Raw genomic sequence first — 21,402 nt, forward strand, 5'->3', positions numbered from 1 at the left:
TTGGTGCGCCCCGACCCGTTGTGTCACAGCACGCAGCCGTACACAATACGCAGCCGCCCCAGAGCCTGGAATTTGTTGATTAATATGACGCTACGATTCAGGGATGACATCTTGACCCTGCTGCTGGCCCGGTGCCGGCAGCTTCCTTTGACTCGCGTCACCGGAGTGTTCTTTCTGGCGCTGCTGCTGATGCTGGCCCAGCAGAGCGCAGCCCTCACCTGGCGCTTGCTCACTCTGGCAAACCCGCAATCCAGCCAGCCGTGGCAACCCTCCACCGTGGCGGTCAGCGGCCAGAGCAGTCCGCGCCTTGAATTGGGCGAGGTGAGCCGACTGGCGCTGTTTGGCAAGGCGATCCCCAAGGCGCAGGCAAAAACCGCCGTGGCCGCCAATGCGCCGCGCACCCAGCTCAATGCCCAGCTCAACGGGGTGTTGGCCAGCTCAGATCCGGCCAAATCCATCGCCATCATCGCCATGTCCGGCATCCAGAACTCCTACGGGGTTGGCGACATGATTGACGGCACCCAGGCGCGGATCCGGCAGGTCTATCCGGATCGGGTCATCATAGAGCGGGATGGCCGCGACGAGACCCTGATGCTGGATGGCGAGGAGTATGGCAAGCCGCTACCGCAAACAACAAATACCACTCTCCTTGGCTCTCTGCGCAGCGAGCTGATGGCCGATCCGGGCAAGATCACTGATTACCTCAATATTTCACCGGTTCAGATGGATGGCCGCATGGCCGGTTATCGCCTCAACCCGGGCAACAATCCGGAATTTTTCAACCAAAGCGGGCTGCAGGCCAATGATCTGGCCATCAGCATCAACGGACTGGATCTGCGTGACAACATGCAAGCCATGCAGGCGATGCAGCAGCTGGCTGGCGCAACGGAAATGACAGTAACCGTCGAGCGGCAGGGCGAACAGTTCGACATCTATGTGCGCTTGTCAGAATAATGATTTGGAGTCGTACCAATAATGACCACTAAAGGGAAAGGCTGGCGTCTGGCCACTATCGCAGCGGCTCTGATGATGGCGGGCTCAGCCTGGGCCACCGAGTACTCTGCCAGCTTCAAGAACGCCGACATCGAAGAGTTCATCAATACGGTGGGCAAAAACCTCAACAAGACCATCATCATAGAGCCCTCGGTGCGCGGCAAGATCAACGTGCGCAGCTACGACCTGCTCAACGAGGAGCAGTACTACCAGTTCTTCCTGAGTGTGCTCGATGTCTACGGCTTTGCCGTGGTGCCGATGAATAACGGCGTGCTCAAGGTGCTCCGCTCGCGGGATGCCAAAACCTCCGCCATTCCGGTGGTGGATGGCAATAACCCGGGAGTGGGCGACGAGATGGTGACCAGAGTCGTGCCGGTACGCAACGTCTCGGTGCGTGAACTGGCTCCCCTGCTGCGCCAGCTCAACGACAACGCCGGTGGGGGCAACGTGGTGCACTACGAGCCATCAAACGTGCTGCTCATCACCGGCCGCGCCGCCGTGGTCAACCGTCTGGTGGAAGTGGTGAACCGGGTCGACCGCGCAGGCGATCAGGATGTGGACATCATCAAGCTGAGATATGCCTCGGCCGGCGAGATGGTGCGGCTGGTGACCAACCTCAACAAGGATGGCAATCCACAAGGGGGCACCGCCTCCCTGTTGCTGTCGCCCAAGGTGGTGGCCGACGAGCGTACCAACTCGGTGGTGGTGAGCGGTGAGCCGAAAGCGCGCGCCCGCATCATCCAGATGGTTCGCCAGCTCGACCGCGACCTGCAGAGTCAGGGCAACACCCGGGTCTTCTACCTCAAATATGGCAAGGCCAAAGACATGGTCGAGGTGCTCAAGGGCGTCAGCTCCAGCATCGAGGCCGACAAGAAGGGCGGCGGCGCAACCACAGGTGGCGCCAGCATCGGCGGTGGCAAGCTGGCCATCTCTGCCGACGAGACCACCAATGCCCTGGTCATCACCGCCCAGCCGGATGTGATGGCAGAACTTGAACAGGTCATCGCCAAGCTCGATATCCGCCGTGCCCAAGTACTGGTGGAGGCGATCATCGTCGAGATGCAGGATAACGACGGCCTTAACCTCGGCGTCCAGTGGGGCAATGCCAATGGTGGTGGTACCCAGTTTAACAACACAGGTTTGCCACTTGGCGGCGCCATCGCCGCGGGTAAAGATTACCAGAACGGTAACACTGATACCGCAGCAGCTCTGCTGAAAGAATTCAACGGCATGGCCGCCGGTTTTTATCACGGTGATTGGGCCATGCTGGCCACGGCGCTGGCCTCCAATACCAAGAACGATATTCTCTCTACCCCGAGCATCGTCACCATGGACAACAAAGAGGCGTCGTTCAACGTGGGTCAGGAAGTACCTGTCCAGACCGGTTCCCAAAGTTCTACCTCCGGTGACAACATCTTCAACACCATCGAGCGCAAGACAGTCGGAACCAAGCTAACCGTTACTCCGCAAATCAACGAAGGGGATTCGGTGCTACTCACCATCGAGCAAGAGGTCTCCAGCGTGGCACAGAAGCAGGCTCCAGGCTCGGCCAATCTCGGTCCAACCTTTGACACCCGTACAGTGAAAAACGCAGTATTGGTTAAAAGTGGCGAGACCGTAGTTTTGGGTGGCCTGATGGATGATCAGACTCTGGAACAGGTATCCAAAGTCCCGCTACTCGGCGATATTCCGGTGCTGGGCTACCTGTTTCGCTCCACCTCCAATACGGTGAGCAAGCGCAACCTGATGGTCTTTATCCGGCCCACAATCTTGCGCGATGCCGATGTCTACTCTGGTATCTCCAGCAACAAATACTCCCTGTTCCGCGCTCAGCAGTTGGATAATGCAGCGCAAGAGGGCTATCTCACCTCGCCCAAACGTCAGGTGCTGCCTGCCTATGGCCAGGATGTGATGGTGTCGCCCGAGCTGCAAAAGGAAGTGCAGAAGCAGGTTGAACAGATGAAGGTTCGCCAGCAGAGCACTGTAGAAAGTACCACCCCCTTTGTGCAGAGCCGTCCCTGATGAGTGCCTACCATCTTGACGGCGGCGAGTTGCCGCCCCCGCTGCCGGAGCTGCCCTTCGCCTTTGCCCGCAACTTCGGGGTGATCCTGATTGAGCGGGAGGGGGCACCAGTATTGCAGTGCCGCCCCGGCGTCACCCCGCAAGCCCTGCTGGAAGTGCGGCGGGTAGCGGGTTGCAGCTTCGCGGTGGAGCAACTCGACAACGAGGCCTTCGAAGAGCTGCTGATGGCTCACTACCAGCGCGACTCCTCCGAGGCACGCCAGCTGATGGAAGATCTCGGCAACGAGATGGACTTCTTCGCCCTGGCCGAAGAGCTGCCGCAAAGCGAAGATCTGCTGGACGCCGATGACGACGCCCCCATCATTCGCCTCATCAACGCCATGTTGAGCGAGGCGATCAAGGAGGAGGCCTCCGATATCCATATCGAGACCTTCGAGCGGGCACTGGTGATCCGTTTTCGCATCGATGGGGTACTGCGGGAGATCCTGCGCCCCCATCGCAAGCTAGCCTCACTCCTGGTCTCGCGGATCAAGGTGATGTCGCGGATGGATATCGCCGAGAAGCGGGTGCCGCAAGATGGCCGTATCTCGTTGCGTATCGGCGGTCGCGCCGTCGACGTGCGGGTCTCCACCATGCCGTCCAGCTACGGCGAGCGGGTGGTACTACGTCTGCTCGACAAGAACAACGTGCGCCTCGAGCTCAAGCAGCTGGGGATGACCGCGGCCAACCGCACCATCATCAGCGAGCTTATTCGCAAGCCCCACGGCATTATTCTGGTCACCGGCCCGACCGGTTCCGGTAAATCCACCACCCTCTATGCGGCGCTGTCAGAAATCAACTCGCGGGATCGCAACATCCTGACGGTGGAAGACCCCATCGAATATGACCTCGAAGGGGTGGGCCAGACCCAGGTCAACACCAAGGTGGACATGACCTTCGCCCGCGGCCTGCGCGCCATTCTGCGCCAGGATCCGGACGTAGTGATGGTGGGGGAAATTCGTGACCTTGAAACCGCCCAGATTGCGGTGCAGGCGTCGCTGACCGGCCACCTGGTGATGTCGACCCTGCACACCAACACCGCCATCGGCGCCATCACCCGGATGCGGGACATGGGGATCGAGCCCTTCCTGCTCTCCTCGTCGCTCTTGGCGGTGCTGGCCCAGCGGCTGGTGCGCACCCTCTGCCCCGATTGCCGTGCCCCGCGCCCCATTACCGAGCAGGAGCGCCTCGCCATGGGCATCGAGCTGGCCCCCGATCAGCAGGTGTGGCGTCCGGTCGGCTGCGAGCTGTGCAACCACACCGGCTACCGTGGCCGGACCGGCATCCACGAGCTGGTGGTGATCGATGAAGCGGTGCGTGAAGCCATTCACAGCGCCAGCGGCGAGCTCGCCATCGAGCGGCTGATCCGCGGCCACACCCCCAGCATCCGCCGTGACGGCATCGACAAGGTCCTCAAGGGGCAGACCAGCCTCGAAGAGGTACTGCGCGTGACCCGGGAAGATTGAGATGGCGGCATTCGAATACAAGGCCCTCGACAACAAGGGGCGCAGCAAGAGCGGTGTGATGGAGGGCGACTCGGCCCGTCAGGTACGCCAGCTGCTGCGTGAACAGGGGCTCACCCCCCTCGAGGTGAACGAGACCACCGAGAAGGCGAAACGGGAAGCGACCCGCTTCGCCCTGTTTCGTCGTGGTGCCAGCACTGCCGAGCTGGCCCTGATCACTCGCCAGCTGGCCACTCTGGTGGGCGCCGGTCTCACCATCGAAGAGGCGCTCAAGGCGGTGGCCGAGCAGTGCGAAAAGGCCCACTTGCGCTCTCTGGTGGCAACCGTGCGCAGCAAGGTAGTGGAAGGTTATTCGCTGGCCGACTCGCTGGGGGCTTTTCCCCATGTGTTCGACCAGCTGTTTCGCTCCATGGTGGCGGCCGGTGAAAAATCGGGCCATCTGGAAAAAGTGCTCAACCGCCTCGCCGACTACACCGAGCAGCGCCAGCACATGCGCACCAAGCTGCTGCAGGCGATGATCTACCCCATAGTGCTCACCTGTGTCGCCATCGGGGTTATCTCGATCCTGCTTACCGCCGTGGTACCCAAGGTGGTGGCCCAGTTTGAACACATGGGCCAGCAACTGCCGGGCACCACCCGTTTTCTCATCGGTACCAGCGAGCTGATGCAAGCCTACGGCCTCTGGTTTCTGCTGCTGATCTTCCTTGGCAGCTTTGTCTGGCGCTGGTGGCTCACCGATGAAAAGCGTCGCCGACGCTGGCATCAGGTACTGCTCGGTCTGCCGGTGATTGGCCGGGTCAGTCGCGGTCTCAACACCGCCCGCTTCGCCCGTACTTTAAGCATCCTCAACGCCAGCGCGGTGCCGCTGCTGGAGGGGATGAAGATCTCCGGCGAAGTGCTCTCCAACGACTTTGCCAGAATGCGCATTCTCGAGGCCGCCGAACGGGTGCGCGAGGGGACCAGTCTGCGCAAGTCGCTGACCGAGACCAAGATTTTCCCGCCCATGATGCTGCACATGATCGCCTCCGGCGAGCAGAGCGGTGAGCTCGACAGCATGCTGGAGCGGGCGGCAGACAACCAGGATCGGGAGTTTGAATCTCAGGTCAATATCGCCCTCGGGGTGTTCGAACCCATGCTGGTGGTCTCCATGGCCGGGGTGGTGCTGTTTATCGTGATGTCGATCCTGCAGCCGATCCTCGAGCTCAACAATATGGTGAATATGTAAGTTTCCGGTGTTTGGTGGCGCCGCTGGCGGCCCGTCGAACCCACCCAGTGATCACTCTCTGATGGGCCATCCCATCTCATTCGTTACGGAGCAACTCATGAACAAACGTCGTCAATCCGGTTTTACCCTGCTGGAAGTCATGGTGGTCATCGTGATCCTCGGCATTCTGGCCAGTCTGGTGGTGCCCAACCTGATGGGCAACAAGGAGAAAGCTGACCAGCAGAAAGCGGTCTCCGATATCGTGGCGCTGGAAAACGCCCTCGACATGTACAAGCTGGACAACAACCGCTACCCGACCACCGAACAGGGTCTGGATGCACTGGTGACCAAGCCCTCCATCGATCCGGCGCCGCGCAGCTACCGCGATGGCGGCTACATCAAGCGCCTGCCGCAAGATCCCTGGGGCAACCCGTACCAGCTGCTGAGCCCGGGCCAGTTCGGCAAGATCGACATCTTCTCCATGGGTCTGGATGGTGAAGCCGGTACCGATGACGACATCGGCAACTGGAACCTGAAGGATTTCCAATAAGTGATGTGCCGCCAGCGCATTCACTCCGCCTTGCTGGAGCAGCCTGAATGAGGGCTGCGCCATCTGCTCGTCGCCAATCCGGCTTTACCCTGCTGGAGGTGCTGCTCGTTGCCATGTTGATGGGTCGGCTTGAGGCTACCGCTATGCAGTTGAGGCTGGCGCCATGAAACCGAGTCGCCAGGCCGGTTTTACTCTGCTGGAAGTGTTGCTGGTCGCCATGCTGATGGGGCTGGTGGCCACCGCCGTCACCCTCAGCATGGGAGGCGCCAGAGGAGATCGGGAGCTGGACAAGCAGGCGCGTCGCCTGATGGCGACGCTGCAGCTGGCACAGGAGTATGCGGTGATGGATGGTCGGCTGGTAGGCATTCGCATCGAGGATAACGGCTGGCAGTTTATGCAGCGTCAGGCCAAGGATCGCAAGTGGCTGGCCGTGACTGGCGACAAGCAGTTGGGGCCGGTACAACTGGCCGAGAACATGACGCTGGCACTGGAGCTGGAAGGATTTGGCTGGCAGCCGGACTCCGACGAGAAAACCGAACAGAAGCGCGACGAGAAGGAGCGCACACCACAGCTGCTGATCTTCCCGGGCGGCGAGCTGAGCCCGTTCGTGCTCACCTTCACCCAGCAGGATGACGAGATGCGCTACACCCGCATCGTCAAGGGGGACGAGTTCGGCCGCCTCACCCTGCTCACCGGCGATGAAGATGAAGAGGTGAGCGAATGAACGCCCGCGGCATGACGTTGTTTGAGAAAGGTGTGATGGTGGCGCTACTTCTGTGCCAACCACACCCTCAACAGGTGACACGATGAACGCGCGTGGCATGACCTTACTCGAAGTGATGGTAGCGCTGGCAGTCTTTGCCATCGCGGGTCTGGCGGTAATGAAAACCGCCAGCGAACACCTCTCGGCCCTCAACTATCTGGAAGAGAAGACCTTGGCCACCTGGGTGGTGGAGAACCAGCTGGTGCAGCAGAAGCTCGAGAACAAGTGGCCCGGTGACAGCTGGGTGGAAGGGGATGAGCAGATGGCGGGCAGCACCTGGTACTGGCGCTATCGCGGCGTCGCCACCGCCGACAACAACTTCCGGGCACTCGATATGGAAGTGCGCACCGAGGCCAAGGCCGAGAACCCGGTCGCCATGATGCGGACCTATATCAGCCGATGACCCAGCACTCCGCCCGCACGCCTCGCCCCGTCCGTCACGCCGGTTTTACCCTGCTTGAGATGCTGGTGGCCATCGCCATCTTCGCCACTCTCAGCATGGGTGCCTATCAGGTGCTGCAGGGGGTGCTCACCAGCGACGAGGTGGCCAAGCGCAAGGAGGCCCGCCTCAACGAACTGCAACTCGCCTTCACCCTGCTGGAGCGAGACATCACCCAGATGGTGCCGCGCAGCGGTCGCATCGAGGGGGAGAACAACAAGGTGCTGCTGGCGGCCTCCCGGTTCGGCCAGCAGAGCGATGACTGGGGCATGGCCTTTATGCGCAGCGGCTGGCTCAACCCGGACGGCATGCTGCCCCGCTCCCATCTGCAGCGGGTCGGCTGGCGCCTCAAGGATCAGAAGCTGGAGCGCCTGAGCTACCTCTATCCGGATCCGGTGATCGGCACCGAGCCGCGCATCCAGCCGGTGCTGACAGGGGTCACGGCGTTTCGCCTCTACTTCTTCGACAAGGGCAACTGGAAAGAGGAGTGGACCCAGCGCAGCGTGCTGCCCCACGGGCTGGCAGTGGAGCTGGATCTGGAAGATTACGGCACCATTCGCCGTCAGTTCCTGATTGGCGCCGGTGGCCAGCGCGCCGAAGAGAACAGCCAGAGCAGCAACCCCGACCAAGGTGGCAACAACAACAACGGCAATACCAATGGCGGTAATGGTGACAGCCAGAACGGAGGGGGCGCCAATGCGGGCTAATCTCGCCGCCCCCGGTCGCCAGCGCGGCATGGCGCTGCTGGTGGTGCTGCTGATCCTCTCGGTGATGGTGATCATCGCCAGCAATATGAGCGGCCGCCTGCAGCTTGAGCTGCGCCGCACCGCCAACATCACCACAGGCAAACAGGCATGGTGGTATGCCCTCTCGGCGGAAGCGCTGGTAAGCAAGGTGCTGACGCAGGATTTCAAGGACAACCCCGAGGTGGTTAACCTCAGCCAGAACTGGGCCCGCAAGAACACGGTGTTTCCAGTGGATGATGGCCAGCTCAAGGGCGAGGTGACCGACCTGCAATCCTGCTTCAACCTCAACAGCCTGAGCGTGGCCTCCAAGGCGGGAAGCGGCGAGGAGCTGGCGCAGCAGCCCTATCCGGTGCAGGTGTTTCGCGAACTGCTCAAGGAGCTGGCAATGGATGATTACGAGGCGGCCCAGCTCACCGATGCCATTCGTGACTGGACCGACAAGGATACGGTGCTGGTCTCCAGCCTTGGCGCAGAGGACGCCTATTACGAGGGGCTCAAGCCACCCTACCTGACCGCCAACCAGTGGATGTTGGGCAAGGATGAGCTGCGGGCGGTGCGCGGGGTGACGGCCAGGGTCTATGCCAGACTGGCCCCCTACGTCTGCACCCTGCCCAACGACAAGTTGAAGATCAATATCAATACCCTTGCCCCCCAGCGCCCCGAGCTGCTGGTTGCCCTCTATCTGGGCACTATCGGGCTGGATGATGCCAAGCGGGTACTGAATGAGCGGCCACAGAAGGGGTGGAAAGAGAGCAAGCTGATGACAGACATGCTCGCTCCGGTCGATTCGGTGAAAGGGCTGAAAGAGGCGCTGGTGGTCAAGAGCGACTTCTTCGAAGCCCGGGTCGTGGCCGAGGTCGGCGACAACCGGGCCTGGCTCGAAACCCTGTTCCAGCGGGGCAAGGACAATAAACTGGTGATACTGCGCCGCCTCAGTAGCGGCGCCGAATAAACAGCGCACCTGCAGGCCATCGCCTGCGGGTACGAGAGATGTTGGATGCAGCCTGCGGGCTGCGCACCGGTTGCCAGGGCGCACAACGCCCTTTGCAAACCGGTATCGCAGGAGAGAGATGCGTGAGCGAAAGTCTGGTCATCCGACTGGGGACCAATAAACAACAACCCGTGGCCTGGCTGGTCTGGTCCGGTCAGGAGCAGGAGATCATCGCCTCCGGCACCCTGCCCTCGGCCGATGCCCTGAGCGAGCTGCAGGATCGGGCCGGTGGCCGCCCAGTGGTCACGCTAGTGCCGGGCAGCGATCTGATCTTCCGGCGCGTCACCCTGCCGGGTCGCTACAACCGCCAGTCGGCAGCGGCCCTCCCCTACCTGCTGGAGGAGCAGATCGCCTCCGACGTGGACGAGCTCCATCTGGTGGTACTGGCCCACGCGGGCCAGCAGGTGGATCTGATGGCGGTGGATCGGCAGAAGATGGCCGAGTGGCTCGGCTGGCTCGATGCCGCTGGCCTCAAGAGCCTGCAACTGCTGCCCGATGTGCTGGCGCTGCCACAGGCCGCTGATGGCTGGTCTGCCCTGCAACTCGGCAGCGAGTGGCTGGTACGCCAGGGCCCTTGTCAGGGGATCGTCGCCGACGAGCCGCTGCTGGCCATCTTGCTGGCAACCGAAGTCGAGCCAGTCACCATCCACAGCCACACCCCGGTGCCCGCCATTGCCGCCGCCAACTGGCAGCCGGCGGAGCCTGAACTCCCCATGCTGCTGCTGGCCAAAGGGGCACTCACCTGCCGCGCCAACCTGCTGACCGGTCCCTATCGACCCCAGACCGAATATGCCCGCTACTGGTTGCAGTGGCGCAAGGTGGCCATCACCGCAGGCTTGTTGCTGCTGGTGGCCCTCGGCCAGCGCGGGGTGCAGCTCTATCAGCTCACCGAGCAGGACAAGGCGCTGAAAGCGGAGATCCGTGCCGTCTATACCCGCATCTTCCCGGGTGAGAGCCGCATCGTGAACGTGCGCAGCCAGATGAACCAGCATCTGCAACAAATGGGACAAGCCCCGCAAAACGGCGTGCTGCTGATGCTCACCGAGCTGGCCCCCACCTTTGCCGAAGTACCCGGCCTCAAGCCGCAGGTGATGCGCTTTGATGCCAGTCGCCGCGAGCTGAGGCTGCAGGTGACTGCCCCAGGCTTTGCCGAGATCGAGCGGTTCCGTGAGCTGGCTGGCAAGCAATTCGAGGTACAGCAAGGCGAGGTGCGCAGCACCGAGGGCAAGGTAGAGGGCGCACTGGTGCTCAAGGGTAAATCATCATGATGGAAAAATTGCAGAGCTGGTGGCACGGCATCACAGCACGGGAACAGCGGCTGGTGGTCGCAGGCGGCGTTCTGCTGCTGGTCGGTCTCTTCTACTGGAGCGTCTGGCAGCCCATCGCCAACCGCATCGCAGAGCGGGAGCGGCAGGTGCAAAACCAGCAGCAGACCCTCGCCTGGCTCAAGGAGAAGGGGGAAGAGGTGCTGGCCATGCAGGGGGGCTCGGGTCGCCAGATCGACACCAGCGGCACCCTGGAAGGGGTGGTCAACCGCACCGCCTTCAACCACAAGATCAAGATTGCCCGGCTGCAACCCCAGGCGCAGGAGCTGCAAGTGTGGATCGACACGGTCCAATTCGATGACTTGCTACTCTGGCTCTCCACGCTGGTGGAGCAGCACGGTATTCAGGTTCAAATCATCGAGATCGCCCGCGAGGATCTGGCCCCGGGTCTGGTCAAGGTCAGACGTTTGCAGTTGAGTCGTCCACAATGAAAAAACGCATCCTGATTGCCAGCCTGTTTCTGGCCGCCTATCTGGTCTTCCTGCTGGCCACCCTGCCCGCGGCACTGGTGGCTCGCCATCTGCCGCTGCCTGCCAATGTTGCCAACCTGCTGAAACTGGAAGGGGTGAGCGGCACCCTCTGGAGTGGCCAGATCGCCCGACTGCAATATGCCAGCGAATCGTTAAACCAGCTGCGCTGGGATCTCAACGGCTGGTCGCTGCTGCGCTTCGCCCCCGAAGTGGCCATACGCTTTGGCGATCGCAACGGCCTCAATGGTCAGGGCGTTGTCGGCTGGAATGGCGCCGCCTTCGGCCGGGACCTGACCCTCAACGCTCCCGCCCCCTGGTTGCTGAGCCGGGTGCCGATGCGCCTGCCGATCCCGATCACCGTCAGCGGCCAGCTGCAGCTTAAAGTGGAGCAGTTTGCCCAGGGCAACCCCTGGTGCGACAACCTCTACGGCAACCTCGACTGGTACAACGCCAGCGCCGATACCCCGGCGGGCAAGCTGGATCTGGCCGACCCCGAGGTGAAACTCACCTGCCTCGACTCCAAACTGGTGGCCGAACTCAAGCAGGGCTCCGATGCGGTGCAGACCAGCGGTCGCCTCGAGCTGCAACCCAACGGCCAATACCTGTTCCAGGGCACCCTGAAGCCGGGCCCGGCACTGCCGCCACAGATGCAGCAGGGGCTCCCCTTCCTCGGCCAGCCCGACAGTCAGGGCCGCTTCCCCCTGCGCTATCAGGGGCGGATCTAAGCCCTCATTCAAGGTGAAAATGGCTCAGGGACAACCCGAGCCATTTTTATCGTCCATGTGACATGTCAGTTGAAATACCAGATACGACAGATACAAAAAAGCCCAAGCGATTGAATCACTTGGGCTTTCTCTTTGAATATGGCGGAGGAGGTGGGATTTGAACCCACGGATGGTCGCCCATCGCCGGTTTTCAAGACCGGTGCATTCAGCCGCTCTGCCACCCCTCCGAACGGCGTGCATACTACGCTAAGCCCTTGTTCATATGCAATACATATTTCCTGTGGGATAGTGTGCGGGAGCAAAATGGCAGGTGGCTTGAAATTGTTCCTCGTCATCCCTATTTGTTCTACATACAATGCGTAAACATGCAGTAACAAACAGCGATCACGAGGCGGCTGCTCGCCGTCTCACCCGGACATCAAGAGGACACCCAAGATGGATACCCGTTCTATCTACACTGGCACCCAAAGTGCCGTACGCGATACCAACAAGGTGCTGCGTAACACCTATATGCTGCTCTCCCTCACTCTGGGCTTCTCTGCCGTGGTGGCGGGGGTCGCTACCGTGATGAACATGCCGCCGCTGCACTGGGCCGTGTTCCTGATCGGTGTCTACGGTCTGATGTTCCTGACTGAGAAGAATCGCAACAACGGCATGGGGCTGGTCTTCACCTTCGCCCTGACCGGTCTGCTGGGCTATAGCCTGGGCCCCATCATCAACATGTACATGAACAATGGTGGTGGCGAGATCGTGATGACCGCCCTTGGCGGCACCGCGCTCACCTTCTTCGGTCTGTCGGCCTATGCCCTGACCACCAAGCGTGACCTCTCTTTCATCGGCGGCATGCTGTTCGTCGGTTTCTGGGTACTGCTGGTAGCCATGATTGCCAACATTTTCCTGCAGATGAGCGCCCTGAGCCTGGCTCTGTCCGCCATGTTCATGCTGTTCTCCTCCGGCGCCATCCTGCTGACTACCCAGCAGATCGTGCGCGGTGGCGAGACCAACTACATCTCTGCCACCGTCACCCTGTATGTCTCCATCTACAACATCTTCCTGAGCCTGCTGAGCCTGCTTGGCGGCAACCGCAACTAATCAGAAACCCCGCTTCGGCGGGGTTTTTATTGGCGCCGATTTTTGTCAGGATAAGTTGTAAATCAAGGATATGAAGCGAAGTGGCCCTGATTTGGATCAGGGCCACTTCGCGCTTGGCGGGTTACTATCTCGCTCTCGTTTCGATCAAGGGTTTCACCTGTCTCATGCCGATGGATCTCTCTGGCCTGCTGCGCCGACTGCTGACCGATAGTCACATCTACTTCGCTCTCAAGGTGCTGCTGGCCATTCTCGGTCTGCTCGCCTTCACCCTGGCCACCGGCAATATCCAGCTCACCGTGCTGCTCTCCCTCGGGGTCGTGGCGGGTGCCATTGCCGAAACCGACGACAGCCTGTGGGGACGCCTTAAAAACCTCGCCATGACGCTCATCTGCTTCATGTTCGCGTCCCTCTGTGTGCAGTATCTCTACCCCACCCCCTGGCTGTTTGCCATCGGGCTGGCCAGCTCCACCTTTATCTTTGTGATGGTGGGGGCCCTCGGTGCCCGCTACGCCACCATCAGCTTTGGCTCGCTGCTGATCGCCATCTACACCATGCTGGGGGCCGCCAAGGCGCCGGATCTCTTCTACCAGCCGCTGGCACTCGGCGCCGGCGCCCTCTGGTACGGGCTGGTCTCGTTTATCTGGCTCTGGCTGCTGCCCTACAAGACCCTGCACGAGCAACTGGCCCAGAGCTACTTCGCCCTTGGCCGCTACCTGCTGGAAAAGTCCCGCTTCTTCCCGGCGGACGAGCACGGCGCCCAGGCCATTCGCCACAATCTGGCCCAGCTCAACATCAATCTGGTGAGCGCGCTGACCCTCACCAAGTCGGCCCTCAACGCCCGCCTGAGCCGCCGCCATCCGGCGAGCCCCGAGCTGGCCAGCCTGCTGCGCCTCTATCTTCTGGCGCTGGAGATTCACGAGCGCGCCACCTCCAGCCACTATCCCTACAGCCGGTTGGAAGCGGAGCTCAAGCAAGGCATCGTACTGGAAGGATTTCAGGAGGTGTTCCTGCAACTCTCCGAGGCATGCCAGCGGCTGGGTTACGCCATTCTGGTGCACAAGCCCTACGCCCATAACAAGCGCATCCACTGGACGCTGGAGGCCCTAGGCGATCAGCTGGAGTTCACCAATCTCAAGCAGCACTACCCGAAAACCCTGCTGACGCCGATGAAATTCCTGCGCCGCAATCTGGCCAGCATCAACCAGTTGCTGGGCAGCGCCGAAGTGCTGCAAAACCCCGAGCAGCCGGAGCAGGATCTGCCAGCGCTGGCGCGCCCCCCCCGCCTGCCGCTGCTAGCCCAGCTCAAGCAGCACCTCACCTTGCACTCCATGGTGTTTCGCCACGCGCTGCGTTTGTCGCTCGGACTGGTGATCGGCTACGGCATACTGCAAACCTTTGATATGGATAAGGGCTACTGGATTTTGCTGACCGTGCTGTTTGTCTGCCAGCCCAGCTACAGCGCCACCCGCCGCCGACTGGTGCAGCGGATGCTCGGCACCTTCGCCGGCATACTGGTGGGCATTCCGGTGCTCTGGCTGTTTCCCGAGCTGCACGTCCAGCTGGTGGTGATGGGGCTGGCCGCTTTCCTCTTCTTTACCCAGGTGCGCAACAACTACAGCGCCGCAGTCTGCTTTATCACCCTCTACGTGCTGATGGCGTTCAACCTGCTCGATGGCATCGGCTTTGCGATCCTCGGGCCGCGGCTGCTCGATACCCTGCTCGGCTGCCTGATCTCCTACGGGCTGGTGGCCTGGCTCTGGCCGGACTGGCAGTACAAGCGGCTGCCGACCCTGATCGCCAATTCGCTGTCTGCAAACGCCCGCTACCTCTCGGCGGTGCTGGCGAGCCTCAAGCAGCAACGGGACGAGTCCATCGACTATCGGGTGGCGCGCAAGAGCGCCCATCTGGCGGACAGCGAGCTGGCTACCGCCTGGCAGAGCATGCTGGTGGAGCCGCAAAAGCGCCGCCGCTTCCTCGATCTCTGCTTTACCCTCACCTGGCGCAACCACGCCCTGCTCTCCTACATCTCGGCGCTGGGGGCCCATCGTGACAAGCTGGAGGCCATCAGCGGGCTGGATGAAGTACGCCACCACATCTGCCACACCCTGGAGCAGGCCGCCGGTCATCTGGCGGGCAACCCCTCCAGCTCCATCGGAGGTCAGTGCCCGGTTATAAGTCCGGACAGCAGCGAGGAGCAGCTGATGCTGACCCAGCAGCTCAACCTGATCAGCGAGCTGGCGGATCAGCTGCTGCATTTGGCCAACGAGAGCCGGTTGCTCACCGGGGATCAAGGCGCTACCATGCCCGCCCAATCCTGATAGCCCCATTAGCGAGGAGCCCTCATGTCTGCGTCCGAAAAACATCAGCTGGAATTCAACGGCCAACTCATCGAGACCGATGCCAAGGGCTACCTGCTCAACAGCAACGACTGGAGCGAGGAGCTGGCGCTGGTGCTGGCCGCGCAGGAGGGGATCACGCTTGAGGAGCCGCACTGGGAAGTGGTGCGCTTTGTGCGCGCCTTCTATCTGGAGTTCAACACCTCCCCCGCCATCCGCGCGCTGGTCAAGGCGATGGAGAAGCAGTACGGCCCCGAGAAGGGCAACAGCCGCTACCTCTACAAGCTGTTCCCGGAAGGCCCAGCCAAGCAGGCAACCAAAATTGGCGGCCTGCCCAAACCGGTAAAGTGCATCTGATCCCATGCATCTCATCCCATAACAACGGGGGCCGCAACTGCGGCCCCCGTTGTGTTTGGTGCGCCATCTTCGCGCACCTCCCATTCATATATCTCAGGCTTCCAGCCCGCCTTATCCCCGCTTGTCAGCCAGCGCCACCAGCTGCTCTGCCAGCCGGTGACCATGCAGGTAGGAGGCGATCAGCTCGCTATCGGCCTTGCCCGATTCAATCTGCTGATACCAGTGCTCCAGCATGGCAGCAAAGCCGCGCTGGGCCAGCACCGGCTGCCAGTCGTTGGGGCCAAGCATCTGCGCTGCCTTGTCGCGGGCGATGCTGCCGCGGGTGCAATTCTCAAGGTGCAGGGAGAGATTGTCGCCGTAGGCATCGATGCGCTCCTCGGTGATCCCGGTGCTGCGGTTCATGCTGCCGCTGATGGCGCGATCGCCGCTCTGCCAGCTGACGCTTACCCCGGCCAGCAGGCTGTTGTCCTTCGTATCCGGTCGCAATACCGCATGGAACTCCCCCTGCGGCACGCCGCCATAGAAGCAGAGGCTGTCGAGCACATGGATAAAGTCATCGAACATAAAATCCCGCGCCTTGCCCGGCAGGGCGAAGCGGTGTTTCTGCCAGTTCAGCTCGGTGAGCGGCTGGGCGCGCACCTCGACCATGGCGGGCAGATAGCGGCGGTTAAAGCCGGTAAAGAGGGCGCAATCTTGCGCGATGGCGAGGTTGGCCAGCGCCTCGGCCTCGGCCAGATTGTCGCACAGGGGCTTGTCGACAAAGGTGGGGATACCCGCGCGCAAACACTGTTCGGCCAGCTCGCGATGCACCGCGGTAGCGGCGTGGATCATCACGGCGTCGGGGCGGCTGGCCAGCATGGCCGCCACATCGGTAAAACACTCGGCGACCCGATACTGGCGGGCGAGCTTTTCCAGCACCGCTGGATTGCGGGTGCAGAGCAGCGGGGTAACCCGCTCATCGCTCGCCAGCAGCGGCAGATAGGCTTTTTGGGCGATATCCCCCAGACCAATCATGGCAATGCGCATCTCAACTCCTTTTCACTCGATAACGGGACAAGCGGATAACTGCCCGCACCATCTCAGGATTTGTCCCGCAGATCCAGCCTGCCGTTAGCGCACTGGCTGGTGGCGGCCGCTCTGTGCAAACGGCGACGTTATCCGGGCATGGCAAGATCGCAGACCGACTTGATCACCTCGGCCAGCCACTCGATGGCCAAATTGCCCTGACTTTTGCGGTGTCTGCCGACCACCACCTCGAACGGCTGGGGCGCCCCGGCCAGCTCCACGGTGCGAAAATCCCCGAGGGCGGCGATGGCTGACGGGATGCAGGCCGCTACGTCATTGACCGACATAAAGGCTTGCAGCGAGGTGTAACAGGGGAGCGTCGCCACCGCCGCGCTGGCAACCTGCTGCGGGCTCATCTGCCCTTCGAAATTGCCGACGCTGTTGGCGAACTGCACAAAGGGGATGGCCGCCAGATCCTGCAGAGCATTGTCCGGAAGATATCGGGAGTCGCGGCGCAGCACGCAGCAGTAGTGATCCCGGCGCAGGGTGGCGCGCAGCAACCCCGGGTCGAGATAGGCATCAAAGCCAATCACCAGATCGACCTCGCCACTGGCCAGCGCGTCCAGATGGAGTTCGGCCTGAAAATCCACCACATCGAGCCGGATGGAGGGCGCCTGAGTGCGCAGGGCGCTCGCCAGCCTTGGGATAATGGCGAGCTGGGCATATTCGTTGGCCATCACCCTGAAGGTGCGCTCGCTGCTGGCGGGATCGAAGGGGGCAGCCACAAAGACCCCGTCGATATCGGCCAGGATCTGCTCGAACTTGTCAGCCAGCTCGCAAGCGTAGTCGGTCGGCTGCAACCCGGCGCTCTGGCGGATAAAGAGCTCGGCGGGAAAGATATCGCGCAGCTTTTTCAGATGGCTGCTCACCCCCTGTTGGGAGATCTCCAGCAGCTCGGCCACCCGCGACACACTCTTGTATCTCACCAGCAGCACCAGCACCCGCATCTGCCTGATATCGATCTTCTCCACCCTTACCTCACCAATTAAAGTTGTATCACATACAAACCACCCATTATTTACATTGTATCAGTGGCTCTCTAACCTTGCAGCTCTTCCAGCAAAGCGAGGTTAACGATGAAAACTGTCATTCTGATTGGTGCTCAGGGGAAAATGGGGCAAGCCGCCCTCAGTGGTCTGGGCAAGCACAAGGTCATTACCGCCAGCCGCTCCGGCGAGGGGTGTGATTTTCAGGTGGATATCACCAGCAGAGAGTCCATCGAGCGGCTCTACCAAAACGTGGGCTCCTTCGATGCGGTGGTCAATACCGCCGGCTATTGCGAATACGCCCCCTTTGGCGAGATGAGTGACGAGCAGTGGCAAACCACCATCCAGAGCAAGCTGATGGGGCAGATCAATCTGGTCAATGTCGGCCTCAACTACATCAATCAGGGGGGCTCCTTCACCCTGATCTCCGGCATCCTCAATATCAAGCCGATCCCGCTGGCCATTGCCGATGCCACCACCAGCGGCGCCATCGATACCTTTGTCCAGTGCGTGGCCCACGAGCTGCCCCGTGGCATTCGCATCAATGTGGTCAACCCGACCGTACTGGAAGAGGCGTGGGACGTATATGGCGAGATGATGCCGGGCTTCCAGCCGGTGCCGGGCGCTTTGGTCGGCAAGGCGTTTGAGCGCTCCGTCGATGGCTTTATTAGCGGTCAGGTGCTCTATGTCGATGCCTGATCTTTTTCAGGCCTGACCCCAATGCCTTTGTAATTCCTTGTCGATGTTTTTCCTCTTCCCCGAAAGCGCCCTGCTCTCGGGGCTTTTTGCATAGAGGAACCGGAGTAGCGACAGAATATGATTTCATTTCGACGGCGGCACACAGATTTATGTCATCCGGGTCACTGTCAGAGTGGCCTCGTTTGGCTTACTATGGCGCTCTTCTCCCTGTTACCGAGCAAAGGGACTATTTCAGGCCATTTGCAGGAATGGATTACCGCTGACCAACGCCCTGTTTGGCCGCTGCTTATTGGAGCGGCCACTATTACCTGTGCGCTATCGGCACTTATAAAACGCGTTATTTATGGATGTATAACGATGAAATCATCAATTGCACTCAAAGCCTTGTCGCCCTATATATTCGCAATATTGTCAGTTGGACTGATGTCCAGCGGATATCATGCGCTGCCGATCTATTGCGGCCTGGCCATTGTCGTCTATCCGGTGCTGGTTGCCATGCTGGCGGACGAGTGGGAAAAGCAGGGATTGGTCTATCGCGAATCAACCCAGGTCGAGGTTGATGTCAATGTGCGCGGGATCCTTATCAAGGAACAGAGGCGACATCTGGAGAATCTCTATTTTATCTCGCCGGAAATAATGCAGACCAAACTCACCAGCCTCGCCCGCCTCAAACTGCTGCTCTGCGGCGCCATGTTTGCCGTGTCACTCTATGAACTCGCGCAGCAGGCCGAGGCACAATTTGCCCTGCCCGCCGTCAATCTGATGGATATCAATCAGCTGGATATATGTGGCCTTATGCTCGGCCTTGGTGGGGTACTGTTTCTTGGCCACTGCGCGAGAAAAAGCCTCTCCCTCTACGGGACCTGTCGCCATAAAAACTATCTGGTGCAGAGTCATAACGAACCCGGCGTCCAGCTCTATAGCGCAGCCATTTCTACCAAGGCGGCAAACCTGCAAGTGACCCATACCCGCATGTTCGATGCCTTATTGGCGTGGTATTGAGCAACCCTTAATTGGCAACCTTTAATTGCCCCCCTTTGGCTCAAGATGACGGGGCAGGAGGTAAGACAATAAGCCCCCATCCCAAACGCGCTCACTGACCACTCAGCCGTGACCGGCGCAGTGGTTGGTTGAGCCTCTATTGCCCTCCCTATAGCCATCCTCTGCCCCTCCCCTTGCTTACTGCTTTATCAGAAGTCATCAGCCTGTCATCTGGCTGACATCCCGCGGTCATTTTCAAGTCATAGAGTTTTTCACTTACTTTTCATATGGATAGATAAGGAACATCATGACTTTCCCGCGCTCTTCTTATGTGGCTTTGGCCGTCTCGCTGGTCTTGCTTGGCGGCTGCCAGTCAGAGAACGAATCGTCTGCCGACAGCCAGGGCAAAACCGCCTATCAATACAGCACCAAAGCGGTCTACAGCCCGCAGCAGCAGGCGGAGAGCTACGAGCCAGCGCCCCAGGGGTTCAGCCCGGTCTTTACCGAAATGGTGGCGCGCCACGGCTCGCGCTCCCTCTCCAGCCCGAAATATGACGTGCTGACCAAGCTGGTCTGGGAAGAGGCGCAGCGTCAGGGGGCGCTCACCCCCCTCGGGCAGGGGCTGGGAGGCAAGGTCGATCTGGTGACTGCCGCCAACCAGAAACTGGGCTATGGCCTGCTCTCGGCGCTGGGCAAGGAGGAGCACGCCAATCTCGCCACCCGACTGGCGGCGCGGCTGCCGACCCTGCTCAACAGCAGCGAGCCCCACTGCATCAAGGTGGTCACCTCGGGCAAGGACAGGGCCAACGAAAGCGCCTTCTACTTTATGGAGAGCCTCAAGCGCGACGTGAGCTATGTCAGTGACTCGGCGCAGTGCTACCTCAAGCAAGATGACCCCTCGAAGATCGACAAAAAGCTGGTCAACAAATTCGAGCTCTACTTCCACAAGACCACGCCCGAGGGGGATTACGCCCGCTACCTGCCCGCCTATGAGAGCTACCAGCGCTTTATCGGCGACGAAGATGCCGCAATCGCCCCGGCCCCCGAGCTGGCGAGAGCGCTGGATCAGCTTAAAAACCTGAGCAAGACCAAAGAGATGGCTCGCAGCATGCTGGAGCGTATCTACAGCAAGGGCTTTGTCGACTATCTGGCGGGCGGCGTCGAGTTTGTCGCCGTCAACCCGGAAGATGGCGGCATGACCTATGTGCACGACGAGGTGGATGCCGCCCTGATGCTCTACAACCTCTTTATCATCGGCCCCGGCATGATCCGCGAAGCGCAGGCTCAGGGCAGCGAGCCTTGGGCGCTGGAGCAGTTCCTCACCCCGGAAGAGTCTGCCTGGTTCTCCTACCTCTCCGATGCGGAAGATTTCTACGAGAAGGGGCCGAGCTTTGCCAACCAGAGCGCCCCCTACGCCATTGCCCAGCCGCTGCTCGACGGCCTGTTTGGCGAGGTGCAGCGTCAGGTAGTGGAGGGCGAGCAGAGCCGACGGGCCACCCTGCGCTTTGCCCACGCCGAGGCTATTATCCCCCTCGCCGCCCTGATGAAGCTGGAAGGGAGCCGTCAGGGGGCCAGCCCGGATCAGCTGTTCAGCCAGCAGAACAACGAGTGGCGCGGCGGCTGGGTCTCCCCCTATACCGCCAATATTCAGTGGGATATCTATCAGAACGGGCAACGGCAAGTGCTGGTCAAGATGCTCTACAACGAAAAGGAGATCGCCTTTAAAGCGGGCTGCCAGCCCTACCAGAGCAGCAGCCACTACTACGACTTCGAGGAGCTCAAGCGCTGCTACGGCTATAACGGCTAACCCCTAGCGCGCCAAATATGGCAATCACCAGGGGCGACCAGCGGGTCGCCCCAATTCACTCCCCTTCCCTGCTTGTCAAAGCGAGATATGGCGATAAAGCCGCCTTCCGGCTCCATTTGCTGATCAAGCTCAAAAAACGATTAATTTCTGATAGTTAAGTCATTTTAAGGCTCGCCTCGGCAGTTTCGTTTGGCTTACCATGGCCATTCAGAACCTGTTGAGCTGCGATGGGTTGCTGCTATCGCGGATCAAGGGAGCATATTGGAAGCTGTAATCCACTGGCGGTAGCGTGGAAATTGGTTGTGATAGGCCTCACACAGAAAGATGGGTGTCCCATATTTCTTTTAAT

At 60.7% G+C, this 21,402-nt stretch carries 21 protein-coding genes and 1 tRNA gene; 19 read left to right on the top strand and 3 right to left on the bottom strand.

Annotation, left to right across the window (positions count from 1 at the left end):
• Positions 1 to 111: 111 nt before the first annotated feature.
• The 13 genes from exeC (at position 112) to exeN (ending at position 11,730) form a co-directional block, all read left to right on the top strand.
• Positions 112 to 954 carry a GspC family type II secretion system variant ExeC gene (exeC, locus tag G5221_RS04740; protein WP_421203080.1) on the top strand — a complete coding sequence of 281 codons (843 nt, stop codon included), beginning with the start codon at positions 112 to 114 and terminating at the stop codon, positions 952 to 954.
• A 21-nt stretch (positions 955 to 975) separates the two neighbouring features.
• Entirely contained in the window at positions 976 to 3,015 is a 2,040-nt protein-coding gene (gene exeD / locus G5221_RS04745) for a GspD family T2SS secretin variant ExeD (RefSeq protein WP_421262907.1), read from the top strand.
• The gene (gene exeE / locus G5221_RS04750; protein ID WP_421262908.1) at positions 3,015 to 4,520 is read left to right on the top strand and encodes a GspE family T2SS ATPase variant ExeE; all 1,506 of its coding nucleotides are present in this window, start codon (positions 3,015 to 3,017) and stop codon (positions 4,518 to 4,520) included. The genes exeD and exeE overlap by 1 nt, the downstream gene beginning before the upstream one ends.
• Position 4,521: 1 nt before the next feature.
• Positions 4,522 to 5,742 carry a GspF family T2SS innner membrane protein variant ExeF gene (gene exeF, locus G5221_RS04755; RefSeq protein WP_005338296.1) on the top strand — a complete coding sequence of 407 codons (1,221 nt, stop codon included), beginning with the start codon at positions 4,522 to 4,524 and terminating at the stop codon, positions 5,740 to 5,742.
• A gap of 97 nt (positions 5,743 to 5,839) precedes the next feature.
• Entirely contained in the window at positions 5,840 to 6,271 is a 432-nt protein-coding gene (gene exeG, locus G5221_RS04760) for a GspG family T2SS major pseudopilin variant ExeG (RefSeq protein ID WP_005338297.1), read from the top strand.
• 47 nt (positions 6,272 to 6,318) lie between these two features.
• On the top strand, positions 6,319 to 6,438 hold the full coding sequence (locus G5221_RS04765) for a type II secretion system protein (protein ID WP_083617148.1): 120 nt from the start codon (positions 6,319 to 6,321) through the stop codon (positions 6,436 to 6,438).
• Positions 6,435 to 6,995, top strand: coding sequence for a GspH family T2SS minor pseudopilin variant ExeH (gene exeH / locus G5221_RS04770; RefSeq protein ID WP_266134238.1), 561 nt, complete (start codon positions 6,435 to 6,437; stop codon positions 6,993 to 6,995). The genes G5221_RS04765 and exeH overlap by 4 nt, the downstream gene beginning before the upstream one ends.
• An 82-nt stretch (positions 6,996 to 7,077) precedes the next feature.
• Positions 7,078 to 7,437, top strand: coding sequence for a GspI family T2SS minor pseudopilin variant ExeI (exeI, locus tag G5221_RS04775; RefSeq protein ID WP_257697135.1), 360 nt, complete (start codon positions 7,078 to 7,080; stop codon positions 7,435 to 7,437).
• Positions 7,434 to 8,180: a type II secretion system minor pseudopilin GspJ gene (gene gspJ / locus G5221_RS04780; protein ID WP_266134239.1), complete on the top strand. Its 747-nt coding sequence runs from the start codon at positions 7,434 to 7,436 to the stop codon at positions 8,178 to 8,180. The genes exeI and gspJ overlap by 4 nt, the downstream gene beginning before the upstream one ends.
• Positions 8,170 to 9,171 (top strand): GspK family T2SS minor pseudopilin variant ExeK, encoded by a 1,002-nt coding sequence (gene exeK, locus G5221_RS04785; protein ID WP_266134240.1) that lies wholly within the window; start codon positions 8,170 to 8,172, stop codon positions 9,169 to 9,171. The genes gspJ and exeK overlap by 11 nt, the downstream gene beginning before the upstream one ends.
• 122 nt (positions 9,172 to 9,293) lie before the next feature.
• The gene (gene exeL, locus G5221_RS04790; RefSeq protein ID WP_266134241.1) at positions 9,294 to 10,478 is read left to right on the top strand and encodes a GspL family type II secretion system protein ExeL; all 1,185 of its coding nucleotides are present in this window, start codon (positions 9,294 to 9,296) and stop codon (positions 10,476 to 10,478) included.
• Positions 10,475 to 10,966: a GspM family type II secretion system protein ExeM gene (gene exeM / locus G5221_RS04795; protein ID WP_005338305.1), complete on the top strand. Its 492-nt coding sequence runs from the start codon at positions 10,475 to 10,477 to the stop codon at positions 10,964 to 10,966. The genes exeL and exeM overlap by 4 nt, the downstream gene beginning before the upstream one ends.
• On the top strand, positions 10,963 to 11,730 hold the full coding sequence (exeN, locus tag G5221_RS04800) for a GspN family type II secretion system protein ExeN (protein WP_266134242.1): 768 nt from the start codon (positions 10,963 to 10,965) through the stop codon (positions 11,728 to 11,730). Before exeM ends, exeN begins: the two co-directional genes overlap by 4 nt.
• Positions 11,731 to 11,869: 139 nt before the next feature.
• Here the strand turns inward: exeN and G5221_RS04805 are convergent.
• Positions 11,870 to 11,957, bottom strand: a tRNA-Ser gene (locus G5221_RS04805).
• A 208-nt stretch (positions 11,958 to 12,165) separates the two neighbouring features.
• On the opposite strand from G5221_RS04805, the gene G5221_RS04810 reads away from it, so the two are divergent.
• The 3 genes from G5221_RS04810 to G5221_RS04820 all read left to right on the top strand — a co-directional run bounded on the left by G5221_RS04810 (position 12,166) and on the right by G5221_RS04820 (position 15,515).
• On the top strand, positions 12,166 to 12,822 hold the full coding sequence (locus G5221_RS04810; protein WP_005338308.1) for a Bax inhibitor-1/YccA family protein: 657 nt from the start codon (positions 12,166 to 12,168) through the stop codon (positions 12,820 to 12,822).
• A 164-nt stretch (positions 12,823 to 12,986) separates the two neighbouring features.
• Entirely contained in the window at positions 12,987 to 15,140 is a 2,154-nt protein-coding gene (gene yccS, locus G5221_RS04815) for a YccS family putative transporter (protein WP_227342213.1), read from the top strand.
• 24 nt (positions 15,141 to 15,164) lie between these two features.
• A complete protein-coding gene (locus G5221_RS04820; RefSeq protein WP_019446869.1) occupies positions 15,165 to 15,515 on the top strand; it encodes a TusE/DsrC/DsvC family sulfur relay protein in 351 nt (116 codons plus the stop codon).
• 111 nt (positions 15,516 to 15,626) lie between these two features.
• Here the strand turns inward: G5221_RS04820 and G5221_RS04825 are convergent, their stop codons facing one another.
• Together G5221_RS04825 and G5221_RS04830 are read right to left on the bottom strand one after the other, a co-directional pair.
• Positions 15,627 to 16,541 (bottom strand): Gfo/Idh/MocA family protein, encoded by a 915-nt coding sequence (locus tag G5221_RS04825; RefSeq protein WP_421262909.1) that lies wholly within the window; start codon positions 16,539 to 16,541, stop codon positions 15,627 to 15,629.
• Between the two features lie 128 nt (positions 16,542 to 16,669).
• Positions 16,670 to 17,551: a LysR family transcriptional regulator gene (locus G5221_RS04830; RefSeq protein WP_376898777.1), complete on the bottom strand. Its 882-nt coding sequence runs from the start codon at positions 17,549 to 17,551 to the stop codon at positions 16,670 to 16,672.
• Between the two features lie 105 nt (positions 17,552 to 17,656).
• Here G5221_RS04830 and G5221_RS04835 point away from each other — a divergent pair, with 105 nt between their 5' ends.
• The 3 genes from G5221_RS04835 to G5221_RS04845 all read left to right on the top strand — a co-directional run bounded on the left by G5221_RS04835 (position 17,657) and on the right by G5221_RS04845 (position 21,053).
• A complete protein-coding gene (locus G5221_RS04835) occupies positions 17,657 to 18,265 on the top strand; it encodes a short chain dehydrogenase (protein WP_043818848.1) in 609 nt (202 codons plus the stop codon).
• Positions 18,266 to 18,688: 423 nt separating this feature from the next.
• Positions 18,689 to 19,267, top strand: a complete 579-nt coding sequence (locus G5221_RS04840) for a hypothetical protein (RefSeq protein WP_421262910.1) — start codon at positions 18,689 to 18,691, stop codon at positions 19,265 to 19,267.
• Between the two features lie 286 nt (positions 19,268 to 19,553).
• The gene (locus G5221_RS04845) at positions 19,554 to 21,053 is read left to right on the top strand and encodes a histidine-type phosphatase (RefSeq protein ID WP_421262911.1); all 1,500 of its coding nucleotides are present in this window, start codon (positions 19,554 to 19,556) and stop codon (positions 21,051 to 21,053) included.
• The last annotated feature ends 349 nt before the right edge of the window (positions 21,054 to 21,402 follow it).

Source organism: Aeromonas sp. 602200 (assembly GCF_049173895.1).
GTDB classification, from domain to species: Bacteria; Pseudomonadota; Gammaproteobacteria; order Enterobacterales; family Aeromonadaceae; genus Aeromonas; species Aeromonas veronii_A.